The organism is Prevotella amnii DSM 23384 = JCM 14753, from assembly GCF_000378745.1.
Taxonomy (GTDB): domain Bacteria; phylum Bacteroidota; class Bacteroidia; order Bacteroidales; family Bacteroidaceae; genus Prevotella; species Prevotella amnii.
Window position 1 is genome coordinate 16,047 of record NZ_KB905265.1, and the last position, 21,326, is coordinate 37,372.

At 46.0% G+C, this 21,326-nt stretch carries 34 protein-coding genes; 2 read left to right on the plus strand and 32 right to left on the minus strand.

Going from position 1 to position 21,326, the window contains the following annotated elements; genetic code table 11:
* Positions 1-34: 34 nt before the first annotated feature.
* The 6 genes from F596_RS11730 to F596_RS0100085 all read right to left on the minus strand — a co-directional run bounded on the left by F596_RS11730 (position 35) and on the right by F596_RS0100085 (position 1,806).
* Entirely contained in the window at positions 35-193 is a 159-nt protein-coding gene (locus tag F596_RS11730) for a hypothetical protein (RefSeq protein ID WP_154648157.1), read from the minus strand.
* Positions 194-292: 99 nt separating this feature from the next.
* On the minus strand, positions 293-568 hold the full coding sequence (locus F596_RS10700; protein WP_019035371.1) for a hypothetical protein: 276 nt from the start codon (positions 566-568) through the stop codon (positions 293-295).
* A gap of 16 nt (positions 569-584) precedes the next feature.
* Entirely contained in the window at positions 585-887 is a 303-nt protein-coding gene (locus F596_RS0100070) for a hypothetical protein (RefSeq protein ID WP_019035372.1), read from the minus strand.
* Complete coding sequence (locus tag F596_RS0100075; protein WP_019035373.1) at positions 874-1,080, minus strand: hypothetical protein; 207 nt, start codon at positions 1,078-1,080, stop codon at positions 874-876. The genes F596_RS0100070 and F596_RS0100075 overlap by 14 nt, the downstream gene beginning before the upstream one ends.
* Positions 1,077-1,508: a hypothetical protein gene (locus F596_RS0100080; protein ID WP_019035374.1), complete on the minus strand. Its 432-nt coding sequence runs from the start codon at positions 1,506-1,508 to the stop codon at positions 1,077-1,079. The genes F596_RS0100075 and F596_RS0100080 overlap by 4 nt, the downstream gene beginning before the upstream one ends.
* Complete coding sequence (locus tag F596_RS0100085; RefSeq protein WP_019035375.1) at positions 1,498-1,806, minus strand: hypothetical protein; 309 nt, start codon at positions 1,804-1,806, stop codon at positions 1,498-1,500. The genes F596_RS0100080 and F596_RS0100085 overlap by 11 nt, the downstream gene beginning before the upstream one ends.
* 444 nt (positions 1,807-2,250) lie before the next feature.
* Here F596_RS0100085 and F596_RS12285 point away from each other — a divergent pair, with 444 nt between their 5' ends.
* Both F596_RS12285 and F596_RS12100 read left to right on the plus strand, forming a co-directional pair.
* Positions 2,251-2,472 (plus strand): type II toxin-antitoxin system HicA family toxin, encoded by a 222-nt coding sequence (locus F596_RS12285; RefSeq protein ID WP_238292583.1) that lies wholly within the window; start codon positions 2,251-2,253, stop codon positions 2,470-2,472.
* Positions 2,473-2,645: 173 nt separating this feature from the next.
* Entirely contained in the window at positions 2,646-2,903 is a 258-nt protein-coding gene (locus F596_RS12100) for a hypothetical protein (protein WP_248621383.1), read from the plus strand.
* Between the two features lie 126 nt (positions 2,904-3,029).
* Here the strand turns inward: F596_RS12100 and F596_RS0100105 are convergent, their stop codons facing one another.
* The 26 genes from F596_RS0100105 to F596_RS0100235 all read right to left on the minus strand — a co-directional run bounded on the left by F596_RS0100105 (position 3,030) and on the right by F596_RS0100235 (position 21,250).
* The gene (locus tag F596_RS0100105; protein ID WP_019035378.1) at positions 3,030-3,485 is read right to left on the minus strand and encodes a hypothetical protein; all 456 of its coding nucleotides are present in this window, start codon (positions 3,483-3,485) and stop codon (positions 3,030-3,032) included.
* A 130-nt stretch (positions 3,486-3,615) separates the two neighbouring features.
* A complete protein-coding gene (locus F596_RS0100110; protein ID WP_019035379.1) occupies positions 3,616-3,963 on the minus strand; it encodes a hypothetical protein in 348 nt (115 codons plus the stop codon).
* Positions 3,950-4,471, minus strand: coding sequence for a Panacea domain-containing protein (locus tag F596_RS0100115; protein ID WP_019035380.1), 522 nt, complete (start codon positions 4,469-4,471; stop codon positions 3,950-3,952). Before F596_RS0100115 ends, F596_RS0100110 begins: the two co-directional genes overlap by 14 nt.
* 106 nt (positions 4,472-4,577) lie before the next feature.
* Positions 4,578-5,132 (minus strand): DUF4468 domain-containing protein, encoded by a 555-nt coding sequence (locus tag F596_RS0100120; protein ID WP_019035381.1) that lies wholly within the window; start codon positions 5,130-5,132, stop codon positions 4,578-4,580.
* A gap of 136 nt (positions 5,133-5,268) precedes the next feature.
* The gene (locus tag F596_RS0100125; RefSeq protein ID WP_019035382.1) at positions 5,269-5,670 is read right to left on the minus strand and encodes a pilus biosynthesis protein HicB; all 402 of its coding nucleotides are present in this window, start codon (positions 5,668-5,670) and stop codon (positions 5,269-5,271) included.
* A 94-nt stretch (positions 5,671-5,764) separates the two neighbouring features.
* Positions 5,765-5,950 carry a type II toxin-antitoxin system HicA family toxin gene (locus F596_RS0100130; RefSeq protein ID WP_004378591.1) on the minus strand — a complete coding sequence of 62 codons (186 nt, stop codon included), beginning with the start codon at positions 5,948-5,950 and terminating at the stop codon, positions 5,765-5,767.
* Between the two features lie 208 nt (positions 5,951-6,158).
* Entirely contained in the window at positions 6,159-6,413 is a 255-nt protein-coding gene (locus F596_RS0100135; protein ID WP_024992582.1) for a DUF5053 domain-containing protein, read from the minus strand.
* Positions 6,414-6,474: 61 nt separating this feature from the next.
* The gene (locus F596_RS11735) at positions 6,475-6,630 is read right to left on the minus strand and encodes a hypothetical protein (RefSeq protein ID WP_019035384.1); all 156 of its coding nucleotides are present in this window, start codon (positions 6,628-6,630) and stop codon (positions 6,475-6,477) included.
* Between the two features lie 181 nt (positions 6,631-6,811).
* The gene (locus F596_RS0100145) at positions 6,812-7,087 is read right to left on the minus strand and encodes a DUF5053 domain-containing protein (protein WP_008449032.1); all 276 of its coding nucleotides are present in this window, start codon (positions 7,085-7,087) and stop codon (positions 6,812-6,814) included.
* 60 nt (positions 7,088-7,147) lie between these two features.
* Entirely contained in the window at positions 7,148-7,306 is a 159-nt protein-coding gene (locus tag F596_RS11740; protein ID WP_019035385.1) for a hypothetical protein, read from the minus strand.
* A gap of 198 nt (positions 7,307-7,504) precedes the next feature.
* Positions 7,505-7,762: a DUF5053 domain-containing protein gene (locus F596_RS0100155; RefSeq protein ID WP_019035386.1), complete on the minus strand. Its 258-nt coding sequence runs from the start codon at positions 7,760-7,762 to the stop codon at positions 7,505-7,507.
* A gap of 1,218 nt (positions 7,763-8,980) precedes the next feature.
* Positions 8,981-9,613 (minus strand): DUF6549 family protein, encoded by a 633-nt coding sequence (locus F596_RS0100165; protein WP_019035388.1) that lies wholly within the window; start codon positions 9,611-9,613, stop codon positions 8,981-8,983.
* Positions 9,614-9,616: 3 nt separating this feature from the next.
* Positions 9,617-10,135: a glycoside hydrolase family 73 protein gene (locus tag F596_RS0100170; RefSeq protein ID WP_019035389.1), complete on the minus strand. Its 519-nt coding sequence runs from the start codon at positions 10,133-10,135 to the stop codon at positions 9,617-9,619.
* A 2-nt stretch (positions 10,136-10,137) separates the two neighbouring features.
* Positions 10,138-10,575, minus strand: coding sequence for a bacteriophage holin (locus F596_RS0100175; RefSeq protein WP_004378599.1), 438 nt, complete (start codon positions 10,573-10,575; stop codon positions 10,138-10,140).
* Between the two features lie 34 nt (positions 10,576-10,609).
* Positions 10,610-11,194 carry a hypothetical protein gene (locus F596_RS0100180; protein WP_019035390.1) on the minus strand — a complete coding sequence of 195 codons (585 nt, stop codon included), beginning with the start codon at positions 11,192-11,194 and terminating at the stop codon, positions 10,610-10,612.
* Positions 11,191-12,162 carry a hypothetical protein gene (locus F596_RS0100185; protein ID WP_019035391.1) on the minus strand — a complete coding sequence of 324 codons (972 nt, stop codon included), beginning with the start codon at positions 12,160-12,162 and terminating at the stop codon, positions 11,191-11,193. The genes F596_RS0100180 and F596_RS0100185 overlap by 4 nt, the downstream gene beginning before the upstream one ends.
* Positions 12,159-13,049 (minus strand): hypothetical protein, encoded by an 891-nt coding sequence (locus F596_RS0100190; protein WP_008448993.1) that lies wholly within the window; start codon positions 13,047-13,049, stop codon positions 12,159-12,161. The genes F596_RS0100185 and F596_RS0100190 overlap by 4 nt, the downstream gene beginning before the upstream one ends.
* The gene (locus F596_RS0100195) at positions 13,046-14,515 is read right to left on the minus strand and encodes a hypothetical protein (protein WP_008449028.1); all 1,470 of its coding nucleotides are present in this window, start codon (positions 14,513-14,515) and stop codon (positions 13,046-13,048) included. The genes F596_RS0100190 and F596_RS0100195 overlap by 4 nt, the downstream gene beginning before the upstream one ends.
* A complete protein-coding gene (locus F596_RS0100200; RefSeq protein ID WP_019035392.1) occupies positions 14,512-14,829 on the minus strand; it encodes a hypothetical protein in 318 nt (105 codons plus the stop codon). Before F596_RS0100200 ends, F596_RS0100195 begins: the two co-directional genes overlap by 4 nt.
* A gap of 267 nt (positions 14,830-15,096) precedes the next feature.
* Positions 15,097-16,860 carry a hypothetical protein gene (locus tag F596_RS0100205; RefSeq protein ID WP_019035393.1) on the minus strand — a complete coding sequence of 588 codons (1,764 nt, stop codon included), beginning with the start codon at positions 16,858-16,860 and terminating at the stop codon, positions 15,097-15,099.
* On the minus strand, positions 16,853-17,500 hold the full coding sequence (locus F596_RS0100210) for a hypothetical protein (protein ID WP_008449019.1): 648 nt from the start codon (positions 17,498-17,500) through the stop codon (positions 16,853-16,855). Before F596_RS0100210 ends, F596_RS0100205 begins: the two co-directional genes overlap by 8 nt.
* Positions 17,497-17,826, minus strand: a complete 330-nt coding sequence (locus F596_RS0100215) for a hypothetical protein (protein ID WP_019035394.1) — start codon at positions 17,824-17,826, stop codon at positions 17,497-17,499. Before F596_RS0100215 ends, F596_RS0100210 begins: the two co-directional genes overlap by 4 nt.
* A complete protein-coding gene (locus F596_RS0100220; RefSeq protein ID WP_008448940.1) occupies positions 17,814-19,139 on the minus strand; it encodes a DNA-methyltransferase in 1,326 nt (441 codons plus the stop codon). Before F596_RS0100220 ends, F596_RS0100215 begins: the two co-directional genes overlap by 13 nt.
* On the minus strand, positions 19,139-19,555 hold the full coding sequence (locus F596_RS0100225; RefSeq protein WP_008448974.1) for a hypothetical protein: 417 nt from the start codon (positions 19,553-19,555) through the stop codon (positions 19,139-19,141). The genes F596_RS0100220 and F596_RS0100225 overlap by 1 nt, the downstream gene beginning before the upstream one ends.
* Before the next feature lie 32 nt (positions 19,556-19,587).
* Entirely contained in the window at positions 19,588-20,118 is a 531-nt protein-coding gene (locus F596_RS0100230; protein ID WP_238292558.1) for a hypothetical protein, read from the minus strand.
* Between the two features lie 130 nt (positions 20,119-20,248).
* A complete protein-coding gene (locus F596_RS0100235; protein WP_024992578.1) occupies positions 20,249-21,250 on the minus strand; it encodes a hypothetical protein in 1,002 nt (333 codons plus the stop codon).
* Positions 21,251-21,326: the final 76 nt, after the last annotated feature.

Sequence of the window (21,326 nt, forward strand, 5' to 3'; positions counted from 1 at the left end):
AATAAAGGACAGTTTATTCCTCTAAGAAGACATATTATTTCGTTAGATGTCGGTAAAGGGGTATTCCTATTATTGGAGTAAGAAAGCCACAAATACCGATGTATAATAATTTTAATGACCAAGAGTGTCCATGAGTAACAAACGGCATAAGTATGAGTGCTATTATTAAAGATAAGCCTTGTATCAGTTCCATAATATAATGTTTATTTTAATGCAAATATAAAATTAAATTTGGAATAAAAAAAGTTATTCTTCAAATTCTTTATAAAAACATATCTTGTATAAAACGTAGCTATATTTCCCTGAACATCCATTTAAACTCTAAGCTGTGCGCCCCGGGGCGGTTGCAGAAATTGAAACCTGCATCGATAAGTGCGGAAAACACTTGCTCGGGGCTTACCTTAGCAGAGGGGTCGATGCCACGGATGGCATCGACAACCTCGACGGTAGAGAAGAAATGGGTGGCTTCGGCTGGTGCGGAAGCAGGGCGGTAGGTAGTGAAGAGAGCTGCCACATAGATGCTGATGTCGGTAATGGTCTGCTCAGGGGTTTCTTTCTTATTACTCATTGTCTGAAGGGTTTTATTATTCGGTTTTGACGGGGAGATCATTGTAGCGGATGTCGATGGCTGCTATGTCGGCAATGCGCTCCTTAGTGAGAAGGAGGTCGGAGAGGGTTTCGAGACACTGCTGTGGCGTGTATTCGCGCGGGTTGCCCTGTCCGAACTCGATGAAGAGAGTATTGAGTTCGTCTATCATCTTGAGGATTATGCCTGACACTTCTTTTGCCTGTGCTATGGCACGCATCGCATCAGATGTGAGAGACAGCTTGTAGTTGTCAACGGAAACGATAGTTGTTGACTGGGTGGTGGCGTTATTGGTTTTCATTGTCGAGATCCTTTCTATAGTTAAGTTCTTGAATAAGTGCATCGGCAAAGGCTACTGCGAGCCTGGCTGCCTTTTCGGGCGTAATGGTACGAGGCGTGCCAGCGTCCCAGATGCGCTGGTTGGCGATGGCTGGCAGGACACGCTGTGCGGTGGTGATGCGAAGACGGCGGAGGGAAGCTTCTGTTATGTTCATTGTGCGCCTCCTTCCTCTTTTAGCTGGAGCTTCCATAAAGGCTGCCACGTATTATAACTCTCATCGTCTTGGAGCATAGTTACCTCAAGGGCTGCCTTGCCATCTTTGTAGGCAATGATGGGCGAGACTATTCGGCAAGGCTTGCTAAGCTGGTCGATGATTTTTCCATTAACCGAGCGTTCCACTACCATCGCCTCGCTTCCAACCTGTATGCGCTGGTGAAGTTTCTTGGCAACCCGACTAAAGATATAGCCGGCAAAGACGCCGTCTACCTTTACGTTGAGCAGCAGACAGTCGTTCTCCTCTGACATACGTTGCCCTTCGTTAAGAGCTTTCTTAACATCGCCATCAACTCGGCAACCACCCACATTATAGTCGCCTCCGTAAGCCATAGCTATCTCCATCTCTGTAAAATCATTATCGTGCATCACGTCCTCCTTTCTTTTGAAAACGATAAACCAAATAGCCAGCCGACAGCGTAGAGCATAGGGCTACCACTGGCGATTGCTCCGCAGCTATGGCTGATAGCATGAGGCACAAAGATACGGCATTTACGCGAAATACCAAACGACGGGTTACGGGAAACTCGGCGATACGGCTGTAAAACTCGCTCTTTGAGTCGAGCCAAAGGTTAATGGACTTGATTTTGCGCTGTATCGTAGCACGTACGTTGATAGCTGGGCGAGTAGTTTGCGCCTGAGCATCAAAATTGATTGTCTGTTGCATATTACGCTTTGTTTTGACATTTCCCAGAACCGCTGGGTACGGATACGAAAAAAGCGGATGCTCTTCCCGTTCGTCAAAACAAAGCGATTTCGCACCGAAGGGCAATTTCACTGGGAGGCATCCGCCATATCTTCTTTACAGCGAGGCTGTAATATGGGCATAAAAATAAGCCCATCGAAGTTTAATAAGTTCGGGGCTTGAAGTTCTTCTCGCCCTTCTGTTGCGTATTACTACGCTTTGTTTTGACAATTGCAAAGATAAGAAGTCTTTTTGTAACCGCCAAATAAAAATGCGATTATTTTTGCATGGCGAAAAGAAAAACAAGGAGAATATAGACAGAAAGGTTAAAAGTATTAAAACGAATACTTTTTATCAACTAAAAGTTCGGATAATAGTATTATTATTACTACCTTTGTGTTGTCAAACAATAACAATATACAACAAATGAAAAGGTACAAAGTAAAGGAAGTCATCAAGATGCTGGAAGCCGATGCTTGGGTGTGTATCACGACAAAAGGCGACCACAGACAGTTCAAACATCCCGACGAAGCCTGGAAAGGTAACGATAAGGGGTCACATGAACGAGGATTTAAGTCAGTTTTTACTGAACAGCATTTGGAAACAGGCAGGGTGGAAATAACCACCCTCCATTCCAACAAAACATAAGACAACTAATAACAAACACTATGGAGCAGATAAAAGTATTTATAGAATGGTGCGACCATAACTTTGGCGCAACCTTCGGCGACAATGTACCCGGAGCAGTGGTACTCACGGCAAAGACTTACGACGTGCTGATGAAGGAAATCCCTGAGACCTTGCAATTCCATGTGGAAGGCATGGTAGCCGATGGTGACGAGGTGCCAGAGTGGCTGCGCAATGGGGAATACGAGTTTGACTACGAGCTTGACACGGCAGCCCTTATTCGTTCGTGTGAGCAATATGCAAGCCTTGCCGCCATATCGCGTGCATCGGGCGTCAACGAAAGGCTGCTGAGTCACTATGCCAACGGCATAAAGAAACCTCGCCCGCAACAGCGTAAGCGCATTGTGGAAGGGTTGCATGAGATAGGCAGGAAACTAATAGCCGTTGTATAGTTATTGTTTGACAGCAGACTTCCAATGGCAGGTCGGGGCAGCAATGCTCCGGCTTTTTTCGTGCGCTCTGGAAGAAGTTTTGTAACTGCCAAGGAAAAGCGCAATTATTTTTGCGTGGCGGAAAAATTAAAAGCTGACATCATCAGTCCATGTTCCGTGCAGGTCTTCATCTAAGTCTGTAGCTCCAACACGCATCAATTGCAATCGACTCCACTCCCAATTAGAGATAGCGGTCCACTCTCCTCCCTTGTAATGCAGCCGTAGGTCAAACTTATGTTCCTCTCCATCAATTGTGTAATGTCCCAATACATTGTATGCATTATTTCCAATAGAAAAAGCGTCTTCGTCAGAGAAATCAATATCAGAAGATGTGTGCAAATTGACTCTTACGATTTGCTCGGCTATCGTTATAGCTTTTGTCCGCATAGGGTCCTGAGAGGTAACTTGTTCTGTTGAAGAAGGATCTACTGAATCAGTATCACCATCACATGTTTTTACTGCAAAAATGAAAAGAAAACCCATTAATAGTATCATTAAGCATCCCATAGAGCAGCTTTTGAAAGAAGATTCATTTTGTTTCATAAAAAGTTTTTAGTTAATATCCGTTGCAAAGGTACAAAAAAGAAAAAACATCAAAGTTTTTATCTCAACTTTCAAGAGTTTAATAAAAAACTTGCAAGCGAGAGGTTGCATCTTTCGTGGAAAAAAGAGATTATCTATGAAAGAGATATTTAGCAACGATGATGAATATGCCAATTACATTGGCTGTAGTAGTGGTGAGAAGTACATTGATAACAGTATTGTCGAGTAAAAGCCAGCAGAACCCTTTAGAAACTACAATGCAGAGTACCACTGCGAGATACACGCACATAAGTATAAAAATGCGACCAGCAAAGTTTCCACGCTGGCGTCGGTCTTGCCGTTTGCCTTCGAGGTCTTCGCGCAGATTTGCTAACTCAATGTCATCTTTGGTTGCAATTTGCTCTTCTTCCTTTCGTGTATTCTGCCCTTTCAGGGAAGACAGTCTTTCGAGTTCCTTAAAAAAATCACTGTCTTTCATTGTCTGCAATGGATAGAAGATGAGTTACCAATCGAGTGTAGTAACGTTGTGTGAGGAACTCTGGAATAGAATTATTCTTGCCTTCCTCATAGACAAAGGCCCATGGTGTACCCTTTCCATGAAGAAGCTTTACAAGCTCGGAGTCGGAATAATCATTGTATCGTTTCCATATATAATCACACAATGCTTTAGCGTCGGTATCAGAAAGTTGTGGTTCTACGAAAGTTATACGGCCTTTCTCATCACTATCCATTACAACAGTCTTAGCTGTAACGGGGGCATTTTTATAACTTTTAAAAGAATGATAAACGGAAGGAATAACTGGTCCATACTTCCATGCTTCTACCTTGTCAAAGCGAGGGTCTATGAGCGACCGATTAAGCATTGCCAACCCATAACCATAAGCTATATATACAAGTTTCATTAACTTTAGCGGGCGAACTTTCTTATTGTATTCTCCCGCCTTGTCGATGAAATAATTGGCTATTGATAAGGCATTGGTCTTCATTGTTATAATGGTTGATTTTATTTATCAGATGATGTTCGATACAAAAGTAGGGATAATCAACGAGATAAGCGACACTTAACGCAATTATTTTTGCGTGGCGAAAAAATTACCATTCGTCTTTTGTTTCAACCTCTCGCTTATCTACAAATTTCTCAAGGCTGGTAGAAAGCTCTTCAAAGGCACTTTCACAGAGAGGTTTACCTTTTTTAAAGAAATATTTATATCCAGCCTTTCTGTTTGCGCCTTCTATGCCTATCTCTTTTAAATCCTTTGGAAGGGAATCTACAAGAACTCCAAGGTGATTATTATACAGTGCCTCACGAATAGGGTCATGACGGAAGTCACTTAAAGTAAGTTTCAATCTTCCATCTTTGAATTGAACATCTATTAGATACTTGATGTGACCTTCAATACTTGAGAATATCATATTTGTCTTGAATGGAATGTTTCCATTACCTGTCAATTCTTTACCTGAGTTCTCATATTTCAATACAGCTCGTGAGTCAACATAGGTACGTACAAACCAGTTCTTGGTTGCATCGTACAACTGCTGAGCTGTAAAACCATCCTTCTGAATTACCTTTGTAAAAGTCAAAGGCTTCTGTGCGAAACACATGATCGTACTAACAAGTAAGATACATGTAAAAAATAATTTTTTCATATATTTAATAGTTCTCAGTTAATATTAGTTGCAAAGATACAAAAAGCGAATAGAAACGCAATGAAAAGCAAAAGAAAAAGCCTCCGATGTATCACACACCAGAGGCTTCGGCTCTTTTTTATGAAGTACGTCGCCTTTAGAACGAGGCGGCCTGTAATTCCGTTCTTATTTGTGAGATACAAGCGGAGAGCTTCTTATAGGTAGCTTCTCCTGCTGTCTTGACACCACTCGTGTACTGGCGCATGAGTGAAGGATTGATGCCGGCACGTTTGGCTATCTCGGTAACGTTGAGAAAGCTGAAATAATTGAAGAATGAACGGAGGTCATATTTATACTCGAAAGTAAGTCCTGTGTAGCGTGCATCTTCAGGATATGCCTGACGGCATTCTTCGACAGCTTTCAGAAAGTCGGCCTTAGCCTCACTGGCGGTTGCTCCGTCGCCATCAATGAGGGCGTATTCGCCAATGGGTTGTTCACTGTAGCAAGAATAAGTCCCATCGTCGCCGAACTCGATTGTTACCAAAATTTTGTGTGCCATATTTCTGTTGTTTATAATATACTTGAAAGAAAAGAGCCCCTCCTTATTATTTCAGCAAACCAACTCTTGAAAAAGGGGCGGTACGCCCGGACGATTAACGTCCGAGCAATACCTTGTAGATTTTCTTCAACAGTCCCGTTTTGACTTCATGGCTGCCATGCCTTGGAATCCTGATTTTCGCCCCAGTTGCAGGGTTTGTCCATTCATCGTGCTCGGCACCATGTTGAGTGAGTAAGCATCCTGCTTTCCTCAACTCCTTGTAAAGTTGATTGTACTTCATAATTTAAAAGAGCTCTTTTTGTCTTAATGACAATGCAAAGGTAGCAATTTCGCTACAAACCTCCAAATATTTTGGTAACTTTTTTGCTACCAAGTAAGATTTTTAACATTTGAAGCAAAAAAGCCCCCTTGCTTGGTGCAAGAGGGCTGGGGTGCGCCCATAGACCAAGGGCGACTTGTGTCTTAATATGGTCAACAGAAGACCAGGTCTAAATACTTTCAGCAGCTCGACGGATACGGTCGGAGAGGTCGAAAAGCGATCCACGGAGTTGCTCTACCTCTTCTTCAGTAAATCCACCTATGCCACCATTGCCGTCAATTCCTTTCATTTTATGGTAGAACCATGATGATGACTTGTGGAAGTATTTGTTAGCAAAATCCATCCACGATACAGAGAGGTTTATGTCTGCCAAACGCTGTTTCATATCGCTGACTACAACCTGTTTTCTGATAACTGTTTCCATTGTTGATTTCCTTTCTATTAGTTTTAAGCCCTCTCTCGGAGGAGAGGGCGAGAGGGTTTTATTAATTAGGCTGTCTTAGCATTGAGTAGAAATTCTCAATAATAATTTCGAGTAGCCTTGGATAACCGTCTGGATAGGAGCGATTATAATTTCTTATTTGCTCAATCAAATCTCTTTCCTCAGATGTGACCCTCATCATTTCTGTTTCTTGTTTCATATTTTGTTGTTTTATTAAGACACTACAAAGATACTACATTATTTCGTATTAACCAAATATCTACTACACTTTTTTATAGTAAAATATAATTTTAACATTTGAAGCAAAAAAGCCCCCTTGCTTGGTGCAAGAGGGCTAAGATGCGCCACCAGCCCACGTGGCGACTTGGTGTTCAAATCGGCTATATAGTAGCAGCCGGGGCTGGAATATTATCGGCAGCTCGACGAATACGGTCGCTAAGGTCTACGAGCGCACCACGAAGTTGCTGTGCTTCTTCAGGTGTGAAACCTCCCACACCACCGTTGCCGTCAATGCCATACATCTTATGCTGAAACCAAGGCACAGACTTCTCGAAGTAAGTGCGTGAGATTTCACGCCATGACACACTAAGATATATATCACGCATACGGTTCTTCATATCGGTGATTTTGTCTGCTTTCTGTACTGCTATTTCCATAATCTTGTAATTTTAGTTTTATCTTTTAAGTGGTTCTCCCCGTAGGGAGAACCTTTTGTTTTACTCTTTTGGCATATCCGTTAGTCGGTCGAAGATGTCCTGTGCATAAATAAGGAGCTGTGGATAACCGTTTGGATAACTGTCGCAATAATTTCTGATTGCCTGAATGAGGTCTTGTTCTTCGGAGGTAACCTCCATTTTGATTTTTTCTTGTTTCATACCATATATTTATTTGAACAATACAAAGGTACTACTTTTTTGGATAGTAATCAAATTTTTTACTATCTTTTTTGATAGTAAATTATGTTTTTAACATTTGAAGCAAAAAGCCCCCTTGCTTGGTGCAAGAGGGCTAAGATGCGCCACCAGCCCACGTGGCGACTTGGTGTTCAAATCGGTCAATATAGAAACCGAGGCTTAGTGTATGCCGTCAGCGGCTCGGCGGATGCGGTCGGCAAGGTCGGTAAGCGCACCACGAAGTATTAACTTCTCTGCCTCGCTAAACTCTGTGGGCTTCTTGTTACCGTCGATGCCGTCAAGTTTGTGGTAGAGCCAAGAACCTGATTTGCCGAAATAACGCTTTGCGAGATCTGACCATGAGATGGAAATCAGCAAGTCGCTCATTTGGGCTTTCATTGTGTCCGCCTGTGTTCTCTTTAATGTCATTGTTGCCATAGTTGTATCCTTTCTTTAATAACCCCTCCTCCGAAGAGGAGAGGCATGTTTGTTTTAATCTTCGTTGCCTTCGAGCCATTCTACAAAGAGACGTTCAAGATAGTATCTTAACTCGGGGTCTCCGTTTGGATAACTCTTGCGGTAGTTACGCCCTGACTCAATTATATCGAACTCGATTTCTGTGAGTGCTAATTTTTTTGTCTTCATATTCTATATTTATTTTATTGAACAATACAAAGGTAATACTTTTATCCGTACTACGCAAATATTTCAGTACTTTTATTTGTACTGAAATAAAATTTTAACATTTGAAGCAAAAATCCGTAGCAGTTTGAGGGCTGCTACGGCTACAAAGAACGAGCGGTGGGTGGGATTATTCTGCTACGACAAAACCGTGAGTTATGAGGTCGTCAAAGAAAATCTCGGGGATTATCTAAGGATAAAAACGATAATCGGGTAGGAGGTAAATGTTATTCATAAAAGGCAGTTACCTCCTACTTTCACATTTACCGACCTCCCACACCACCGTACGTGCCGTTCGGCATACGGCGGTTTCGTACTTTTACACCTCACGGTGTGTGGCAAGTTGTTTTCAGCTATCCCTTTGAGTAACGTCACTTCTATCCTATTGTCGGATTCCGTCCTATCGTCTTGGATAGAGAGCTCCTTTCGGACATCTGACGAAGAAATTCGCAGGGTAACATTCATTTACTATTGCACTGCACGATTCGGTCCTTCCCTGTAGGCACACGTACCTTGGGTACTATGACCTCTGCTGACTTCTCACGGCAAGCTTTACTCCGCTTCTTTCGTAAAAGCAACTATTTGAAACGTCCGTGAGACCTCCTCGGATAAGAACATTATCTTTCCATCTTATACCTACTTCATTTTTTCGCTAAGCTCAAGGAAACTCCACCGACCATTCCGAATAGCTATGGGACTTTGATTTGTCTGGCAATCTTATCCATGGTCATATGCCTTATATGAAGTTTCTGTTCGTTAGGCCAGATGTTTGCCACCGGCTTCCTTCAGATTTCACCTCACGATGAACACCCTTGCCTTTGGCTATGTAATTCCCGCTATTAGGGCTTACTCGGGACTTCCACCCATTAGATAATGCTCATGCCGAGCGTACCAAAAAGGGGCTTGCGCATCGCTGCGGAAGCCCCATCATCCTAAAAAATCTTCTAACCTAAAAACTAAACCTTATAAAAACATTTATTTGATTAACTGAAAATATCGTGCATAAGTGAGCCGTGTGTGTGGATTACGACTAATGATGTCCATGCGTACCTGCTTACAGCCAAAGCGAAAGAAAAGGAAACGCTTGGGAATGCGGTGGACGATGATGTCGAGGGTATCGGTGGAAGTTACCGACCCTCGGAATATACTGTCGGACACGCAGCCTGATAACGACAACCAAGAATCGTGCCAAGAGAAGCATACCAGGCTATCGGGACGATGCAAACTATCGGTAGATACTGTGGCGGTGTCGGTGGTGTGCCAAACTGGTGTGGTAATGTCGGCAGCGGTGGTAGTGGCAGCGGTGGCAGCCTCGGAGATACGTGAGGGCTTGATACCTATCTGACGGGCTACCTTTGTCAAGGTGTCTCCGCTTTCCTTAAACTCGGAAGTGCGAAGCGTGAGGGCTGGAGCAGAAGCATGGCTGTTGCCAGTGTTGGTCTCGCTAACCTCTACCATGCCGTTATGAAGCAGAAGGCTTTGGTTCTGCTTAATGCGGTTGCGGTCAGCTGCCGTATCGAGATAGAGCTGCACGAATAAGGCAAGAGCAACGATGAGTATCAGGAACGCACCGCAAATAGCATAGATAATCGCAATTCTCTTTTCCATAGTCTATTGACACATTTTACGAACAGAGACTATAAGCGAGAGCATCTGACGAAGGTAGTCGGGAGAGGTGGCATACTTGCTGCCACGATTATCGCAGATGCGACGGGCGAACTCTTCGGCATCGTGGCGGTATGGCCACGCATCGGCAAAGCCTGGCTTCTGCAATAGCCGTGAATGCTCGGCAAGGCAGTCGGCAAGGGAGTCGAAGTCCTTAAAGAGACGATAGACGGTGTAATACCAGCGATTTCCACCTTTGCACTTGCATATTGACACGACACGCTCGGGAGCGACGAAGGTGCGGTTGGGGGTATTGAAGTACTCGTGTGTCTTTACTAGAACGGTCTTGCCCGTCCATCGGCTGCCCTTAGTGATGCCGAAGAGGTTGTACTTGCCTACACGGGCTTTGCCCCAGCCACTCTCAAGAATAGCCTGTGCGGTAACGAACTCGGGGGCGATGTCGGTGGCTTTCTGAGCTGCCACATATATGTTGCGTGCGAAATCACGCTGTGCTATTGTTGCCATAATCAGTCTTTTTTGATGTATTCGCCCTTATCGTTGAAGTCTTTCAGACGGCGGACGAATGAGGTTGGAAATATGGGATAGATGGCTTGGATATTCTCTACGCAAGAGAAACACTCGCGTACCATCATAAATACGCAAAGATAGGTTCCTATCCACTGGGTAGCACCGACCACGCTGCCATTCACCTTGAAATTGGCAAGTACGTTGGAGAGGATGAGTAGAAGAATGTAAATGGCAATCTTCTTGCTGAACTTACCGAAAAAAGCCTCGCTGGAGGCGTCTTTGTGAAGAAAGTGCTTCCACACGCTGAGAATAGTGTCGATGATGATGGCGACGCCTATCCACTTGGCAAATTCCCAGTCCTGATAGAGATACTGCGAGAAGTCGGCCACTATGGTGAGTGGCAGAGAGACGATAGATATCATTGGTAGTTTTGTCATTGTTATCAGACTTTAATTTTGGTACAAAATTACGTTACTGCATCCGCTTGGCAAAGGACCGACTGAGGTGGTGGGTGCCGAGCGCATCGGGGCTGATGCAGGAGAGCATAAGCGTCCATCCGACAGAGGAGAGTTCCGTGGCGACAAAGGGAATTATCTCCGCCTTATCGAGTTCACCACGTGAGAGCCACTCGATATTGCCCTGCTCCGCATCGGCAAGCATCCAGGCGTGAACCCTTGAGAGTAGACGAAGTGTAGCATCGGAGGCAAGCATATATTCGGCAGCATCGGCACGGTTGGTCATCTTGTTGGCTACGGTGATGGCTATGCGCTGAGTAATCTGATAGGAGTTGCGCCCATCGGCAAGCATATTCAGTTCACCGTAATCAACGAAGAGGAACGAACCTGCCAGCTTATCGATGCGCTGCTTCAGTTCGTCAAACGACTGACCGTAGACATAGTTGGCAATCTCGGGGATGCGCGACATATCGGGAAGATTGTCGAGAACTTCGGTAAGCTCGTTATAACCAGGGAAGTCGCTCGACCCATTAGTAAGTATGGCACGGATACCCTCCTTGGAGGGGTACTGTGCGAAATAGAGAAACTGGTCTTTAATCATAATATATTGTCGATTACGGAAATGGGCAAGCCCACCTCCTCACTGATTTTCAACTTATCCCACCCAAAACCCTTCATATCGTGGACGGCATCGATAGTCTTCTTGCGCAGCACCTTCAGATAGGTAAGCACGTTCATCTGCTCTATCTGACGAGCATCGCCAAGCCCCTCTTTGGAGAGGTCGTAGAGCGCATCGGAGGCATCGGTAGTGATGGGATGTTTGGGCTTTTTGACGAACTTCGATAAAAGAGAGAATGAAGTATTACTAAAGAGATAGTTGTTAAAAGCCTGAAAATTAAATGATATAGCCGTAAGTAATTCGAGCGGTAGTTTAGCGAACTCTTTAGCCTTTTCGTGGACAAGCTCGGAATGGTACTCCTTTTCGGGATAGTAGAGAATGGCAGCGAGTAGTGGAAGTGACTCGTCGCCCTGCTCGATGAGTTCCTGTGCCTCGATATACTGAAGGGCTGTGAGCGAGCAGGTGAGCATTCCGTAGCCTGTCTCAATCTTGTAGCCTTGATAACGATGCTCGCCAATTCGGACGGCAGGGATGAGCTGCGCACAGAAGCACAGGTCCACCACATACTGATAGTCGAGCCGGCGCAGTACACGAGCAAGGGGAATATGCAGACGGTAGGGATCAATGCGACGGCATAACTGGTAAGTTTCGTCGTCCACGCCGTCCAGTACGGCGTTGTTGTCGGGATAGTTGATTTGAAACATAAACGTGAGCTGCTCGGAGATTGCAACGAGATTGGCTATCTGTTCCTCGGAGCGAAACTTATGCTTATCCCAACCCATAATGTCGCACAGCCAGTTGATGCGCACCTCTCCAGCAGAGAGTTTACCAGCAGCCATACGAAGCAAGTCGGCCACAAGGTGAACGTACTGGCGGTCGGTCATACCGTCCCAACAGTTCGGGATGCGGTGTATTTCCCCTTTGTAGACGAGTTCTATATCCTTTATCATGGCAGTATAATGATTTTGTCATCAGGGCGGTTATACGCAGAATTAGAGCAGAAGTCCACAGATGCGTCCGTTGCGAGCAAGGTATCGGCATTGGCGGTAAGTTCCTCGGCTTCGAGGTCAAGACGGTCGGCGAGGTCGATGGCTGCATCGTGTTCGTCCTTGCCCGAGCGAGAGACGTGGCTGTCGTCAAAGAGGTTGCGGATGGTTGGAGGGAACTCTAAGATGTCGAACCGACGGAGCGACTTGGCTACGGTCTTTTTAACCAGTGCAAGGGTCAATATCGGCTCTATTCGCTCACGATTGTCATCAGTGAGGCGGTCGTAGTATGCCGAAAGACGCTCGTCGAGGGTCTCCTTCTGAAGGGGAAGAATGCGGAAGAAAAAGAAGTAAGACAGGTCTATTGGATAGATAGAGTCGAATTCATCCGCAGTTCTGATTTTGCAGCTATCAATAATCTTGTAGTATCGGGATTTACGCCATAGGGCAGCAGGAGAACAGGTGTCCCCACTATTGACCTCTGCCGACATAAGCTGCTGGATAATGGTATCCATAGCGTTGTAGTAGTTGTCCATATAGGAACGCTTCATTCCCTCAATCTCGTACTTATAGACATCCACGTGGTTCTTACGACGGTTGATACTGTCAAATATCAGCTGCGAAGCCATTGTCATATTGGCCACAGCAGAACGCAGGGACTCTATCAGTGCATCGTCGGGATTAAGGGCGATGGCATTGAACACCTCGGCGGTGATGATGGTTTCCACACGCTTTCGGGCTGTTACGCCTGACGAGAGGAGGTCGTTTAAGTCCATATTCGTCTCGACACCGGGAGCATACTTGCTGAAGGTGCCGAAGTCTTTAAAGATATCAACTAATATATTCTTCATGCCTGTTGCTGATTAAGTCTGTCCTTGGGTGCTACATCTTCCTGTCGCTGCGGAACCTCACGATAGAAGCCTATGCGATAGCCCTGCTGCCAAAGGTCGGGGAAATTGAGGCGGAGCGCATAATTGAAAGGCTCGCAGCAAATCTCGTCCTCTGGTGTAAGCGACATTATATATATAAGGTAGTTATAGTAAGAGTCGGAACCCGACTTGCTGATAACCCCGTCTTTGTCCACTGCCGTTATGGAGGCATCGAGTCCGACACTTGAAAGCAAGGCTTGTTCGGTGCGTTTGTCGTAAGCTATCAAAGCCTCGATATATTCCTTGTATTTAAGGTCGATAGTCTCTATCTTCCATTGCTGCTCGTTACCTGAGCTGTCCATAAACGAGATGGAGGAATAAGCCTTTCCCTGGTTGCCAGAACCGCTTAGATAATCGCCAATCTTGCGTAGCTCCAATCGCATATACTCCACAAGTAACGACTCCCTATATTCCGTGCCGATACCGATACCGTTATATTTTACCAACTCCTGCTTCTTCGATTTACGGATTTTATTCTCCTCGCACAACTTCATCAGTTGGTTGCGCTTGCTCGATACCCACGCATTGGGGATAATGATGTGTATCTTGGCAGCTAACGAGTTGCGCAGGAAGGAGTTAATGTAGGTAGCAGTCTTGTTGCTACCCTGGATATAGGGGCGTGCGCCTTGGTGAGTTTCGTTCACGCCGTAGAACTCATCGACCGATTTCTCCCGATGGTGAGAAATGGCAGCATACTGGTAGTTGTCTACTTCTGATAAATTGAACTTAGGATATATCTTGTAGCTACTTGCACAATAGGTCCACCTGCCCACCGCTATATGGCGGAAGTCGCTGTAACTCATCATCTCGTAGGCTACATCCTGCCGTGTGGTGGCAAGACGGCAGTGCTTATTCTCCATCGCTTCCAGCCCAGCCACAGGCTGCATCCCCAATCGCTTACCACGGGTAAAACGCCACTTCACGAAGAAGTCGCCAAAGTAGTAGAAGTTCTTAATGCAGGTCTTGGCGAAAGCCTGTGCCGATGTTTCCATCCCACGCTCACACCACGTATTGATCCACTCATCCCACTGGGGCAGCGCAAGGTACTCACGCTTCATCTTGCCACCCTCTATCGTCTGCATATAGGCACATGGACCATGACCGTAGAGCATCTTAATCTCCTTGCTGTATAAGCGTGGCAGCAGACGGTTCTCCTTGATTTCCGCCGTTACTTCGTCGCAGAGTGCGTTGTTCACGCCACGCATACATACTTGATACCCATTGAAACTGAGCCACTGGTGTTCGTGCATGACTAACTGTCTGCCCTGCGGTACGAGCAGTCCAGGTGTTTGGAACACCTGCTTACCCTCGCCTATCTGAAAGGATAGTACGTTGCCGTCCATGATATATGTACCAGCATTGCCGTATAGTTCTATACTGTCTGTCATAACCAATTTATCTTGTGTAGTTTATATCCATCTTGCGGGAAGCCCATATACCTAATGAGTATGCGGTAGCACATCTTAGGTTCTCCATACTCGTCCTCGAACAGAAAGTAGTTCTCCGAGTTCACTGCAAACCTATCCTGTGGTAGTTGGGTGCGGTACTTGCAATGTGGTTTCACTATGAGCTTATCCCCTGCCACGCCCTGCGACCTCGAATAAGGGAAGAAGCACAGCGTGAAGTCGCCACCAGGGAGCTTGCTAATCTCCCTTGCCCACTGCATCGCATTGATGCCATCCATTTCGATTGCCTTCTTCATCACTTGCGAAATTACGCAATTCCCCTATGGGAGCAAAGGACGGCAAATGGTGGCTGGCGTCATATTTCCGTGCTTTTGAGAGGTTGCACCTCAATATCCAAAATCAGCGGTGCGTGCTGACAAACGCCGTTTGTTTATTTTCGTTTTTGATTTTCAGAACGCAAACCATTGATTTTCAACAAAGTAATTTTTTGATCTATGTAAATAGCCCTCGTTATTGCCTGTTTTTGCCAACTTTTTATGTTGCTTTTGCTACATTATTGGGGCTTAAATGGCTATGTTTTCGGGCAAATCATCGGGATAACTGCTTAATTCTTTCTTGATAAGGTCGGAATAAAGACCATAAAGCAGATAAATCATTGCACTGGGGAGCTGCGTCGTTAGCCCTGGTCGCCGTTTCAGTTCCTCCTTCTTCTCCGAGGCTTTGTCAAGCTCTATTTTGCCGTTGGTTTTCTTCAGCGGACTGATAAGAATGGCACTGCACAGGTTAGGGCACTCGTTCTCATCGATACGCACCTTTGGGAGCAAGGGAAGTTTCTCACCAAAGAGCAACTGACATAGGCGGAACTGCTGCCAGTGGTAGATGGTGGGCGCACCGTTGTTGTAAAGGATAACCGAGAAGCCGTAACTCTCCAAGGCAGCCTTCATCGTGAGCGAGTCGGTGGTTATCTGCTCCAGTTCCTCACGTGTCTTGTTGCCTGCACGGTCAGGGTAGAGGTGGATAACCTTGTTCACGGCATCCGTGCCGAAGAACGAGTACACCTGCTGTGCAAGCTGCTGCTGGTCGTCGGGAATGTATGCCCAAAACTCCTTGATGATGTCGAAACGGTTACCATAGTCCTTCTTCTGTCCCACGATGAGCGACTGGAAGTTGCCTGGGTCGTAGCCTATGTAGAGAGGTTCTCGCTTATCGTAATGGCGCAGGTAGCGTGCCGTGAGCAGGAACTGGTCCTTGAGGTCAAATTTCAGTATCTGGTCGTAGATATAGCTATCCTTGAACTGATGTCGCTCGTGATCGTAGGTTGTGAAAAACTTGTTGGTTACCTCCTTATGGCGAATGGCGCAGATAGCCGTGAGAAACTCGTCCATATCAAGCGTGTCGAGCTGTGTCTTGAAGAATTTAGGACCGAGAATGTCCTTGTTGCAGAATGATGATGCACGGATATAGTAGATGGCGTTACGGCGCATATCGGCAAGGCGAGGCTTCCAGCGTGCCACAAAGGCATTGAGCCGCTCGTTTTCCAGTCGTATCTTCTCCATCACGACGGGGTTCTTGGTGTTTCGCAGCTCCTGCTGAAGGGTGAACTGCTTGTACAGCGACTGGTTGATGGAGAGCGACACCGAGGCTATCTCCTCGATGAGCTGGCGGTCCATCTTGTTCTCGTATTCCTCAAACCAATCGTCCTCACCCAAATCGACACGCGCCGTATCGCTCACTCCCGTAACACCCTCGTAGTAGGCCGACCGTCTAATCTCTGCCGAGCCACCGCGGAGCGATGGGAACAGGCGCGACTTCAGCTTCTCGCCGCTGTTGTGCTTCATCTCCTCCACGAAGGCGTGTACGGCGTTACGACCTGCCACACTCTCGGGCTGGTCGGAAGACACGAGCTGCAAGTGTGCTCCGTTGCGGAAGATAATGGAGTGCTTGGCGTAGGCTATGGGGTAACGGGGACGGCGGAAGTGGGAAGGCAGCTTTGCTTCGCCCACCACATAGTCGATGCCATACTCCAGCATTGCCCTCTGCTTACCGTTTACCATGACGGGACGAGAGAACGATGCCTGAATATTCGGCCATACGTTGGTCATCAGGGCAACGTAGGTCTTGTGCACCAGGAACGACAGCTCGCCCGGCATATCGTTCGCCACACGGATGAGCCGTGGCACAATCACACCCTCGGTCTTACCCGTGGCACGCGCCCACTCGGCATAGAGCATATTGGGGTCGATGATGTTCGCCAATAGCTGCACGTGGTTCATATAATAATGCTCGAAGTCGAGCGTAGGGTTCTCGGTTGGTTGCATATCAGTCATTGGACAGTTCCTCCACTATTTCGGCATCCTGAATATCGGCATCACGCAGCAGACGCTTCTTCTCCTTGTTCTCGATGGGCAGGGAGTCGATGAGTGTAACATAAAATCCTTGGTTGTGCTTGGCTGCAATCTCCTTGAGGTTCTTCTTCGAGAAGCCAAGTTCCTCGGGGGTTAGTTCAGGAGAAATTAAGAAGAGAACTCCTAAATCCCTGTCTGCCTCTGCTATCTCTGAAGACCTACGACGACATTCCAAGGCAGCGTCATAGCATGACTTCATACCCTTGTAGTCGCGATTGAGGGCACAGAGTTTAGCAATATCCTCATACTTGTTGGCAAAGTTGCTTTCCCAAACTTTAATGGGGACATTACAATCCACCTGAAAGTAGTTGATAGCCTGATAGATTCTCGCCATACAGGTGCGTTCCTCTATCTTTAGCCGTTGCTCTGCATTGATACGGAGCTTCAGCTTTTTTGCAGCTCTTGTAATGTTACGCTCATGCTCGAATATCTCCGCAGACCATTGTAGTTGCTGTAAGAACAACTTTATTTCCTGTGGAATACCCTCGCAGTCCCCATTCGTCAAGAATGCGGATATAAGGTCAGGGTGTATGGAGTCTAACTTCTCAATTTCACTTTTCATATTCCAAAGAGTTTCATACGCAGGTCTTTCTCAGCACGCTCATTCTTGCGTTCCTCAAGCAAAGTAATAGAGTCATTATCCCCTTTCTCTGCTTTTTTAGCAAGCTCTGCGTCAATGTTATATTCGCCAAGCGCAAGTCCTTGCTGGTATGCCTCGCAATACACATCCCCAGGAATGGTGATACGATACAGCAAGGCTATACGCTTAGTTTTCCTCAGACCGAGTAGCTGGCAGATACGTTCGGGGGTATAATTCAATGCTCCGAACGTTCTGACTTGATAGATATACTCATCTGAGAGAATTTCATTCTGTACTAATTCCGACATAGAATTATCTTTTTGGTGTAATCCTCTGATAAGACATTGCCATCCCTCTCCAACAGAACTGGCTGTTGGGGAAACATTGCCATGTATCTTCGTACAGTAGCAGACACGTATTTAGGGTCTATTTCCATTCCATAGCCGATACGGTCGGTCTGTTGGCACGCCATAATTGTAGAACCTGAACCAGAGAACACATCAACAACAATATCGCCATTCTTGGCACTGTTGGTAATTGGGTATGCCATCAGCGCAATAGGCTTCATTGTTGGATGAATTCTATTGGCTTTTGGCTTATCGAAATTCCAAATGGTTGTCTGCTTCCTATCTGAGTTCCAAAAATGTGCAGCCCCAGGCTTCCAACCGTATAAACACGGTTCGTGCTGCCATTGATAGTCCTGACGTCCCATTACAAGGGAATCCTTGACCCAAACGCAGCATTGCGCAATCTTGAACCCTGCTTCTCGAATGGCTCTACGAAAGTTCTCGCCTTCAGAGTCTGCGTGGAAAACATAGAAGGAACCTCCAGCTTTAACAATGGAAAACATCACGTTGAATACAGACTGTAAGAAGCGGAGGAACAAATCATTCTCCATTGAGTCGTTCTGAATGGTAAGTTTACTATCTCCGCCACCTTCATAATTTACATTATAAGGAGGGTCTGTGAGAATCATATCAGCAACTTGTCCATTCATCAACATAACAATATCCTTTTTTGAACGACAGTCTCCACACATCAGTCTATTATTGCCAAGTCGGAAAACATCACCAGGACGGGCAAAGACATCACTGTCCTCTTGTGGAAGGGTATCAACGGCATCTTCTTGTATCTCTGCTGTATCATTCTCTGTGGCAAATAACTTATCTGTTCCGACAGAGAAATCGTTTTGCTTAACTTCATAGCCAAGATTGAATTTGGCAAGATCATCGCCGCTAATATTATATTTCGTGAATAAAAGGGTATCGGGATTCTTCTGCGCAAACTCTGAATTATATGCAGCGATTTCCTCTACTGCTTCTTTCTTGTTCGAAGCCTGTATTTCCTCATAGGGAATATCGGGAATCTTGAAACCATAGGAGCGAAGCCCGAGAAGAGCCTTCCTTCTTTGGTGCGCATCGATAATCCACAGCTTACCGTCAGGGTCTTTCCAAACTTTGAATGAATACTTGAAGCCACGAGTGATTATGAGCATCTGCAACTTCGATAATTTGTCTGCATCAGGCTTTTTGAAATCTTCCTGAAGTTCGATAAAAGAGTCCAGCGGGGCAGTAGGAAGACCACCCAAATTAAAAACTTTTATGCTATTTTCCATTGTCATTATTTATTTTGTTGTTCAAGAACCATTTTGAAAAGTCGCTCCCTTTCCTGATGCCTTTCGAGGTTCTTTCGGTCGGCGGTGCGCTTATCTTTTCTATCGCTTCGCTTGAGATAGGAGCGATAACGCTTGATATTGTCGAACACGTTCTTATGCTGACGGAGGAACTCGGCAGGGTCGGAGCGAAGCAACTTGATGAGCTGGGCAATCTCTGAGCGTCCGAAGAGTATGGGGTGCTTACAGAGAAACTTGCCCGTATCATTGAATGATTGCAACTCGGCAAAGGCTTGATTATTTCTTATCCTTAGCTCTGCCATATCAGTTACGGTGTGGGCTGTGGGGTGAGTATCAAGCACTTCGTCGAGCTGCTTCATCTGTCGCCAAGTGTTGATGCGGTCGTTGTAGATAACGGTTGCCATCTGCACGTCGGCATCGAGAAGATTAGTCCAGTCTACTTTTGGGTACTCTTCTTCTTTGGTGAGGTACTTTTTTTTTCAGTTGCTGGTTGCTCGCCTTCTTCTGCTGCCTCTGTGGCTGCTTCCTCTTTGGGCTGTTCCACCTCTTCAGCTTCAGCTTTAGGAGCTTCTTCAAGAACTGTTACCTGCTCTGTTTCCTCGGTCGTTTCTGTGGGAATCTCCTCTTTGGGCTGTTCCACTTCCTCGGCTTTAGGCGCAGGAGTTTCGTCGGTAGGCTTCTCATTAGCAGGATTATCGTTATCCTTTGGGGTTTCGTCCTCTTGCTTCTCGCCTTCGACAACAGACTTCTCTTTCTTCTCTTCATCAGGATTTGGATTATCATCACCATTAGGGGTGTTGTTTGTTTCTGCCTCGGCTTTCTGGGTTGCAAGGTATTCACGGCGGTTACGAACAACCTCGTCATGCGTAACAACATCCAGCAAATCGAACAGAATATCCTCGGCGTTCTTGGTTGGAGCAAGACCGTAGCGAATGAGATTGCTGTTGCCTGGAGACTTATCCTTCAATAGCGCAAGGTCGGCCTCGGCAACTGAGTGGTTTGACAGCTGGCGAAAATGATTGAGTTTCTCTTTTACACTATACATAATTAAAGGAATTAAAGGAGTTAGAGAAGTTACCCTCTCTAACCCCTAAAGATTATACTTCGGTACGAGATACTTCGATTAAGGTCGTTGTATCAAGGATGCGGAGTGTAAGGGTTGCCCCTTCCTTCGCCGTCCATGTAGCACCATTCTCCAACACGAAGGTTGTACCATCGGTAACGGTGGCTGGCTTATCAGTTCCTGCGCCAACAAGGGTGATGTAGCGACCCTTATCGGTGGCAGTAAGACCTGAAACGGTTGTGATAACCGCTGCCGAGCCTGTGCCGTTGGCAATCTTATAGGTGTTGGAAGATGCCGTGATGGCAATCTCGGTAGCACCTGCTGACACCTCCGTCGATGCGTTCATTGCAGGGTTGCCAGTGTAAATCAGCGGTAAGTCTACTGAAGAACGCTTGAAGGTAAAGGTGGTGTAACGGCCGTCCTTATCGTCCTTAGTCTCTGTGTTCGAGAGAATGATAGGGCGTTCCAGCTCGCCGATGATATACCATTCCTTCGACTTGATGTGTTTGAAGAAGATAATGAACTTGCCACCACCATATTCTTCGATGAAGTTGTAGAGCTGAACTCGTGCGCCACCCATGATGATAACAAACTGGTTTTCGCCAGTGGTAGTGATGTCGCCCTTCTCGGTTGTTCCTGTGAATGTAGGAATGTCGTGTGCCTCGAAGTAGTGCGGTATCTCTCCCTTCTTTAACGGAATGGGTGCCACCTCACGCTGTGCGTTGGGCTGTGGAAACTCCTTAGTACGGTCAATCTGGTTAATAGCAACGAGGTAGACTATATAGGATATGTCGCTACCGTGGGTATCACGATCGGACACATCATCGATATGCCCTAACATAGCCATAGAAGCAAGCGAAAGTCCTGAAGCAGAAGCCATTCCCAGAGAGTGGTCGAGCAACGCTCCGAGCAATAAGATAACACCGAAAGCCGCAAACGTAACCATGAACATATTGCGAGCCTGACGGTTGGCGTAATTAAATCCCTTCAAGGGATTGTACGCACGGTGTCGTTTTTGAATTTTATTTCTAATCATTGTTCTTTTTGTTTTGTAGGGAGCAGCCCTAAAGCTGCCCCCTGCGTTCAACTATCATTTAACTAACAACTAAAAA

Bases quoted from the DNA above. Each gene is read 5' to 3' on its own strand.
- F596_RS0100235 (WP_024992578.1), bottom strand. From the start codon at position 21,250: ATGATTAGAAATAAAATTCAAAAACGACACCGTGCGTACAATCCCTTG.
- F596_RS11730 (WP_154648157.1), bottom strand. From the start codon at position 193: ATGGAACTGATACAAGGCTTATCTTTAATAATAGCACTCATACTTATG.
- F596_RS0100200 (WP_019035392.1), bottom strand. From the start codon at position 14,829: ATGAAGAAGGCAATCGAAATGGATGGCATCAATGCGATGCAGTGGGCA.
- F596_RS0100190 (WP_008448993.1), bottom strand. From the start codon at position 13,049: ATGAAGAATATATTAGTTGATATCTTTAAAGACTTCGGCACCTTCAGC.
- F596_RS10700 (WP_019035371.1), bottom strand. From the start codon at position 568: ATGAGTAATAAGAAAGAAACCCCTGAGCAGACCATTACCGACATCAGC.
- F596_RS0100175 (WP_004378599.1), bottom strand. From the start codon at position 10,575: ATGACAAAACTACCAATGATATCTATCGTCTCTCTGCCACTCACCATA.
- F596_RS0100070 (WP_019035372.1), bottom strand. From the start codon at position 887: ATGAAAACCAATAACGCCACCACCCAGTCAACAACTATCGTTTCCGTT.
- F596_RS0100130 (WP_004378591.1), bottom strand. From the start codon at position 5,950: ATGAAGTACAATCAACTTTACAAGGAGTTGAGGAAAGCAGGATGCTTA.
- F596_RS0100125 (WP_019035382.1), bottom strand. From the start codon at position 5,670: ATGGCACACAAAATTTTGGTAACAATCGAGTTCGGCGACGATGGGACT.
- F596_RS0100165 (WP_019035388.1), bottom strand. From the start codon at position 9,613: ATGGAAAAGAGAATTGCGATTATCTATGCTATTTGCGGTGCGTTCCTG.
- F596_RS0100180 (WP_019035390.1), bottom strand. From the start codon at position 11,194: ATGATTAAAGACCAGTTTCTCTATTTCGCACAGTACCCCTCCAAGGAG.
- F596_RS0100155 (WP_019035386.1), bottom strand. From the start codon at position 7,762: ATGGCAACAATGACATTAAAGAGAACACAGGCGGACACAATGAAAGCC.
- F596_RS0100110 (WP_019035379.1), bottom strand. From the start codon at position 3,963: ATGAAAGACAGTGATTTTTTTAAGGAACTCGAAAGACTGTCTTCCCTG.
- F596_RS0100215 (WP_019035394.1), bottom strand. From the start codon at position 17,826: ATGTCGGAATTAGTACAGAATGAAATTCTCTCAGATGAGTATATCTAT.
- F596_RS0100085 (WP_019035375.1), bottom strand. From the start codon at position 1,806: ATGCAACAGACAATCAATTTTGATGCTCAGGCGCAAACTACTCGCCCA.
- F596_RS0100115 (WP_019035380.1), bottom strand. From the start codon at position 4,471: ATGAAGACCAATGCCTTATCAATAGCCAATTATTTCATCGACAAGGCG.
- F596_RS0100145 (WP_008449032.1), bottom strand. From the start codon at position 7,087: ATGGAAATAGCAGTACAGAAAGCAGACAAAATCACCGATATGAAGAAC.
- F596_RS0100170 (WP_019035389.1), bottom strand. From the start codon at position 10,135: ATGGCAACAATAGCACAGCGTGATTTCGCACGCAACATATATGTGGCA.
- F596_RS0100220 (WP_008448940.1), bottom strand. From the start codon at position 19,139: ATGACAATGGAAAATAGCATAAAAGTTTTTAATTTGGGTGGTCTTCCT.
- F596_RS0100185 (WP_019035391.1), bottom strand. From the start codon at position 12,162: ATGATAAAGGATATAGAACTCGTCTACAAAGGGGAAATACACCGCATC.
- F596_RS0100075 (WP_019035373.1), bottom strand. From the start codon at position 1,080: ATGAACATAACAGAAGCTTCCCTCCGCCGTCTTCGCATCACCACCGCA.
- F596_RS0100105 (WP_019035378.1), bottom strand. From the start codon at position 3,485: ATGAAACAAAATGAATCTTCTTTCAAAAGCTGCTCTATGGGATGCTTA.
- F596_RS0100225 (WP_008448974.1), bottom strand. From the start codon at position 19,555: ATGGCAACCGTTATCTACAACGACCGCATCAACACTTGGCGACAGATG.
- F596_RS0100195 (WP_008449028.1), bottom strand. From the start codon at position 14,515: ATGACAGACAGTATAGAACTATACGGCAATGCTGGTACATATATCATG.
- F596_RS0100210 (WP_008449019.1), bottom strand. From the start codon at position 17,500: ATGAAAAGTGAAATTGAGAAGTTAGACTCCATACACCCTGACCTTATA.
- F596_RS0100135 (WP_024992582.1), bottom strand. From the start codon at position 6,413: ATGGAAACAGTTATCAGAAAACAGGTTGTAGTCAGCGATATGAAACAG.
- F596_RS12285 (WP_238292583.1), top strand. From the start codon at position 2,251: ATGAAAAGGTACAAAGTAAAGGAAGTCATCAAGATGCTGGAAGCCGAT.
- F596_RS0100205 (WP_019035393.1), bottom strand. From the start codon at position 16,860: ATGACTGATATGCAACCAACCGAGAACCCTACGCTCGACTTCGAGCAT.
- F596_RS12100 (WP_248621383.1), top strand. From the start codon at position 2,646: ATGGTAGCCGATGGTGACGAGGTGCCAGAGTGGCTGCGCAATGGGGAA.
- F596_RS0100120 (WP_019035381.1), bottom strand. From the start codon at position 5,132: ATGAAAAAATTATTTTTTACATGTATCTTACTTGTTAGTACGATCATG.
- F596_RS11740 (WP_019035385.1), bottom strand. From the start codon at position 7,306: ATGAAACAAGAAAAAATCAAAATGGAGGTTACCTCCGAAGAACAAGAC.
- F596_RS0100080 (WP_019035374.1), bottom strand. From the start codon at position 1,508: ATGCACGATAATGATTTTACAGAGATGGAGATAGCTATGGCTTACGGA.
- F596_RS11735 (WP_019035384.1), bottom strand. From the start codon at position 6,630: ATGAAACAAGAAACAGAAATGATGAGGGTCACATCTGAGGAAAGAGAT.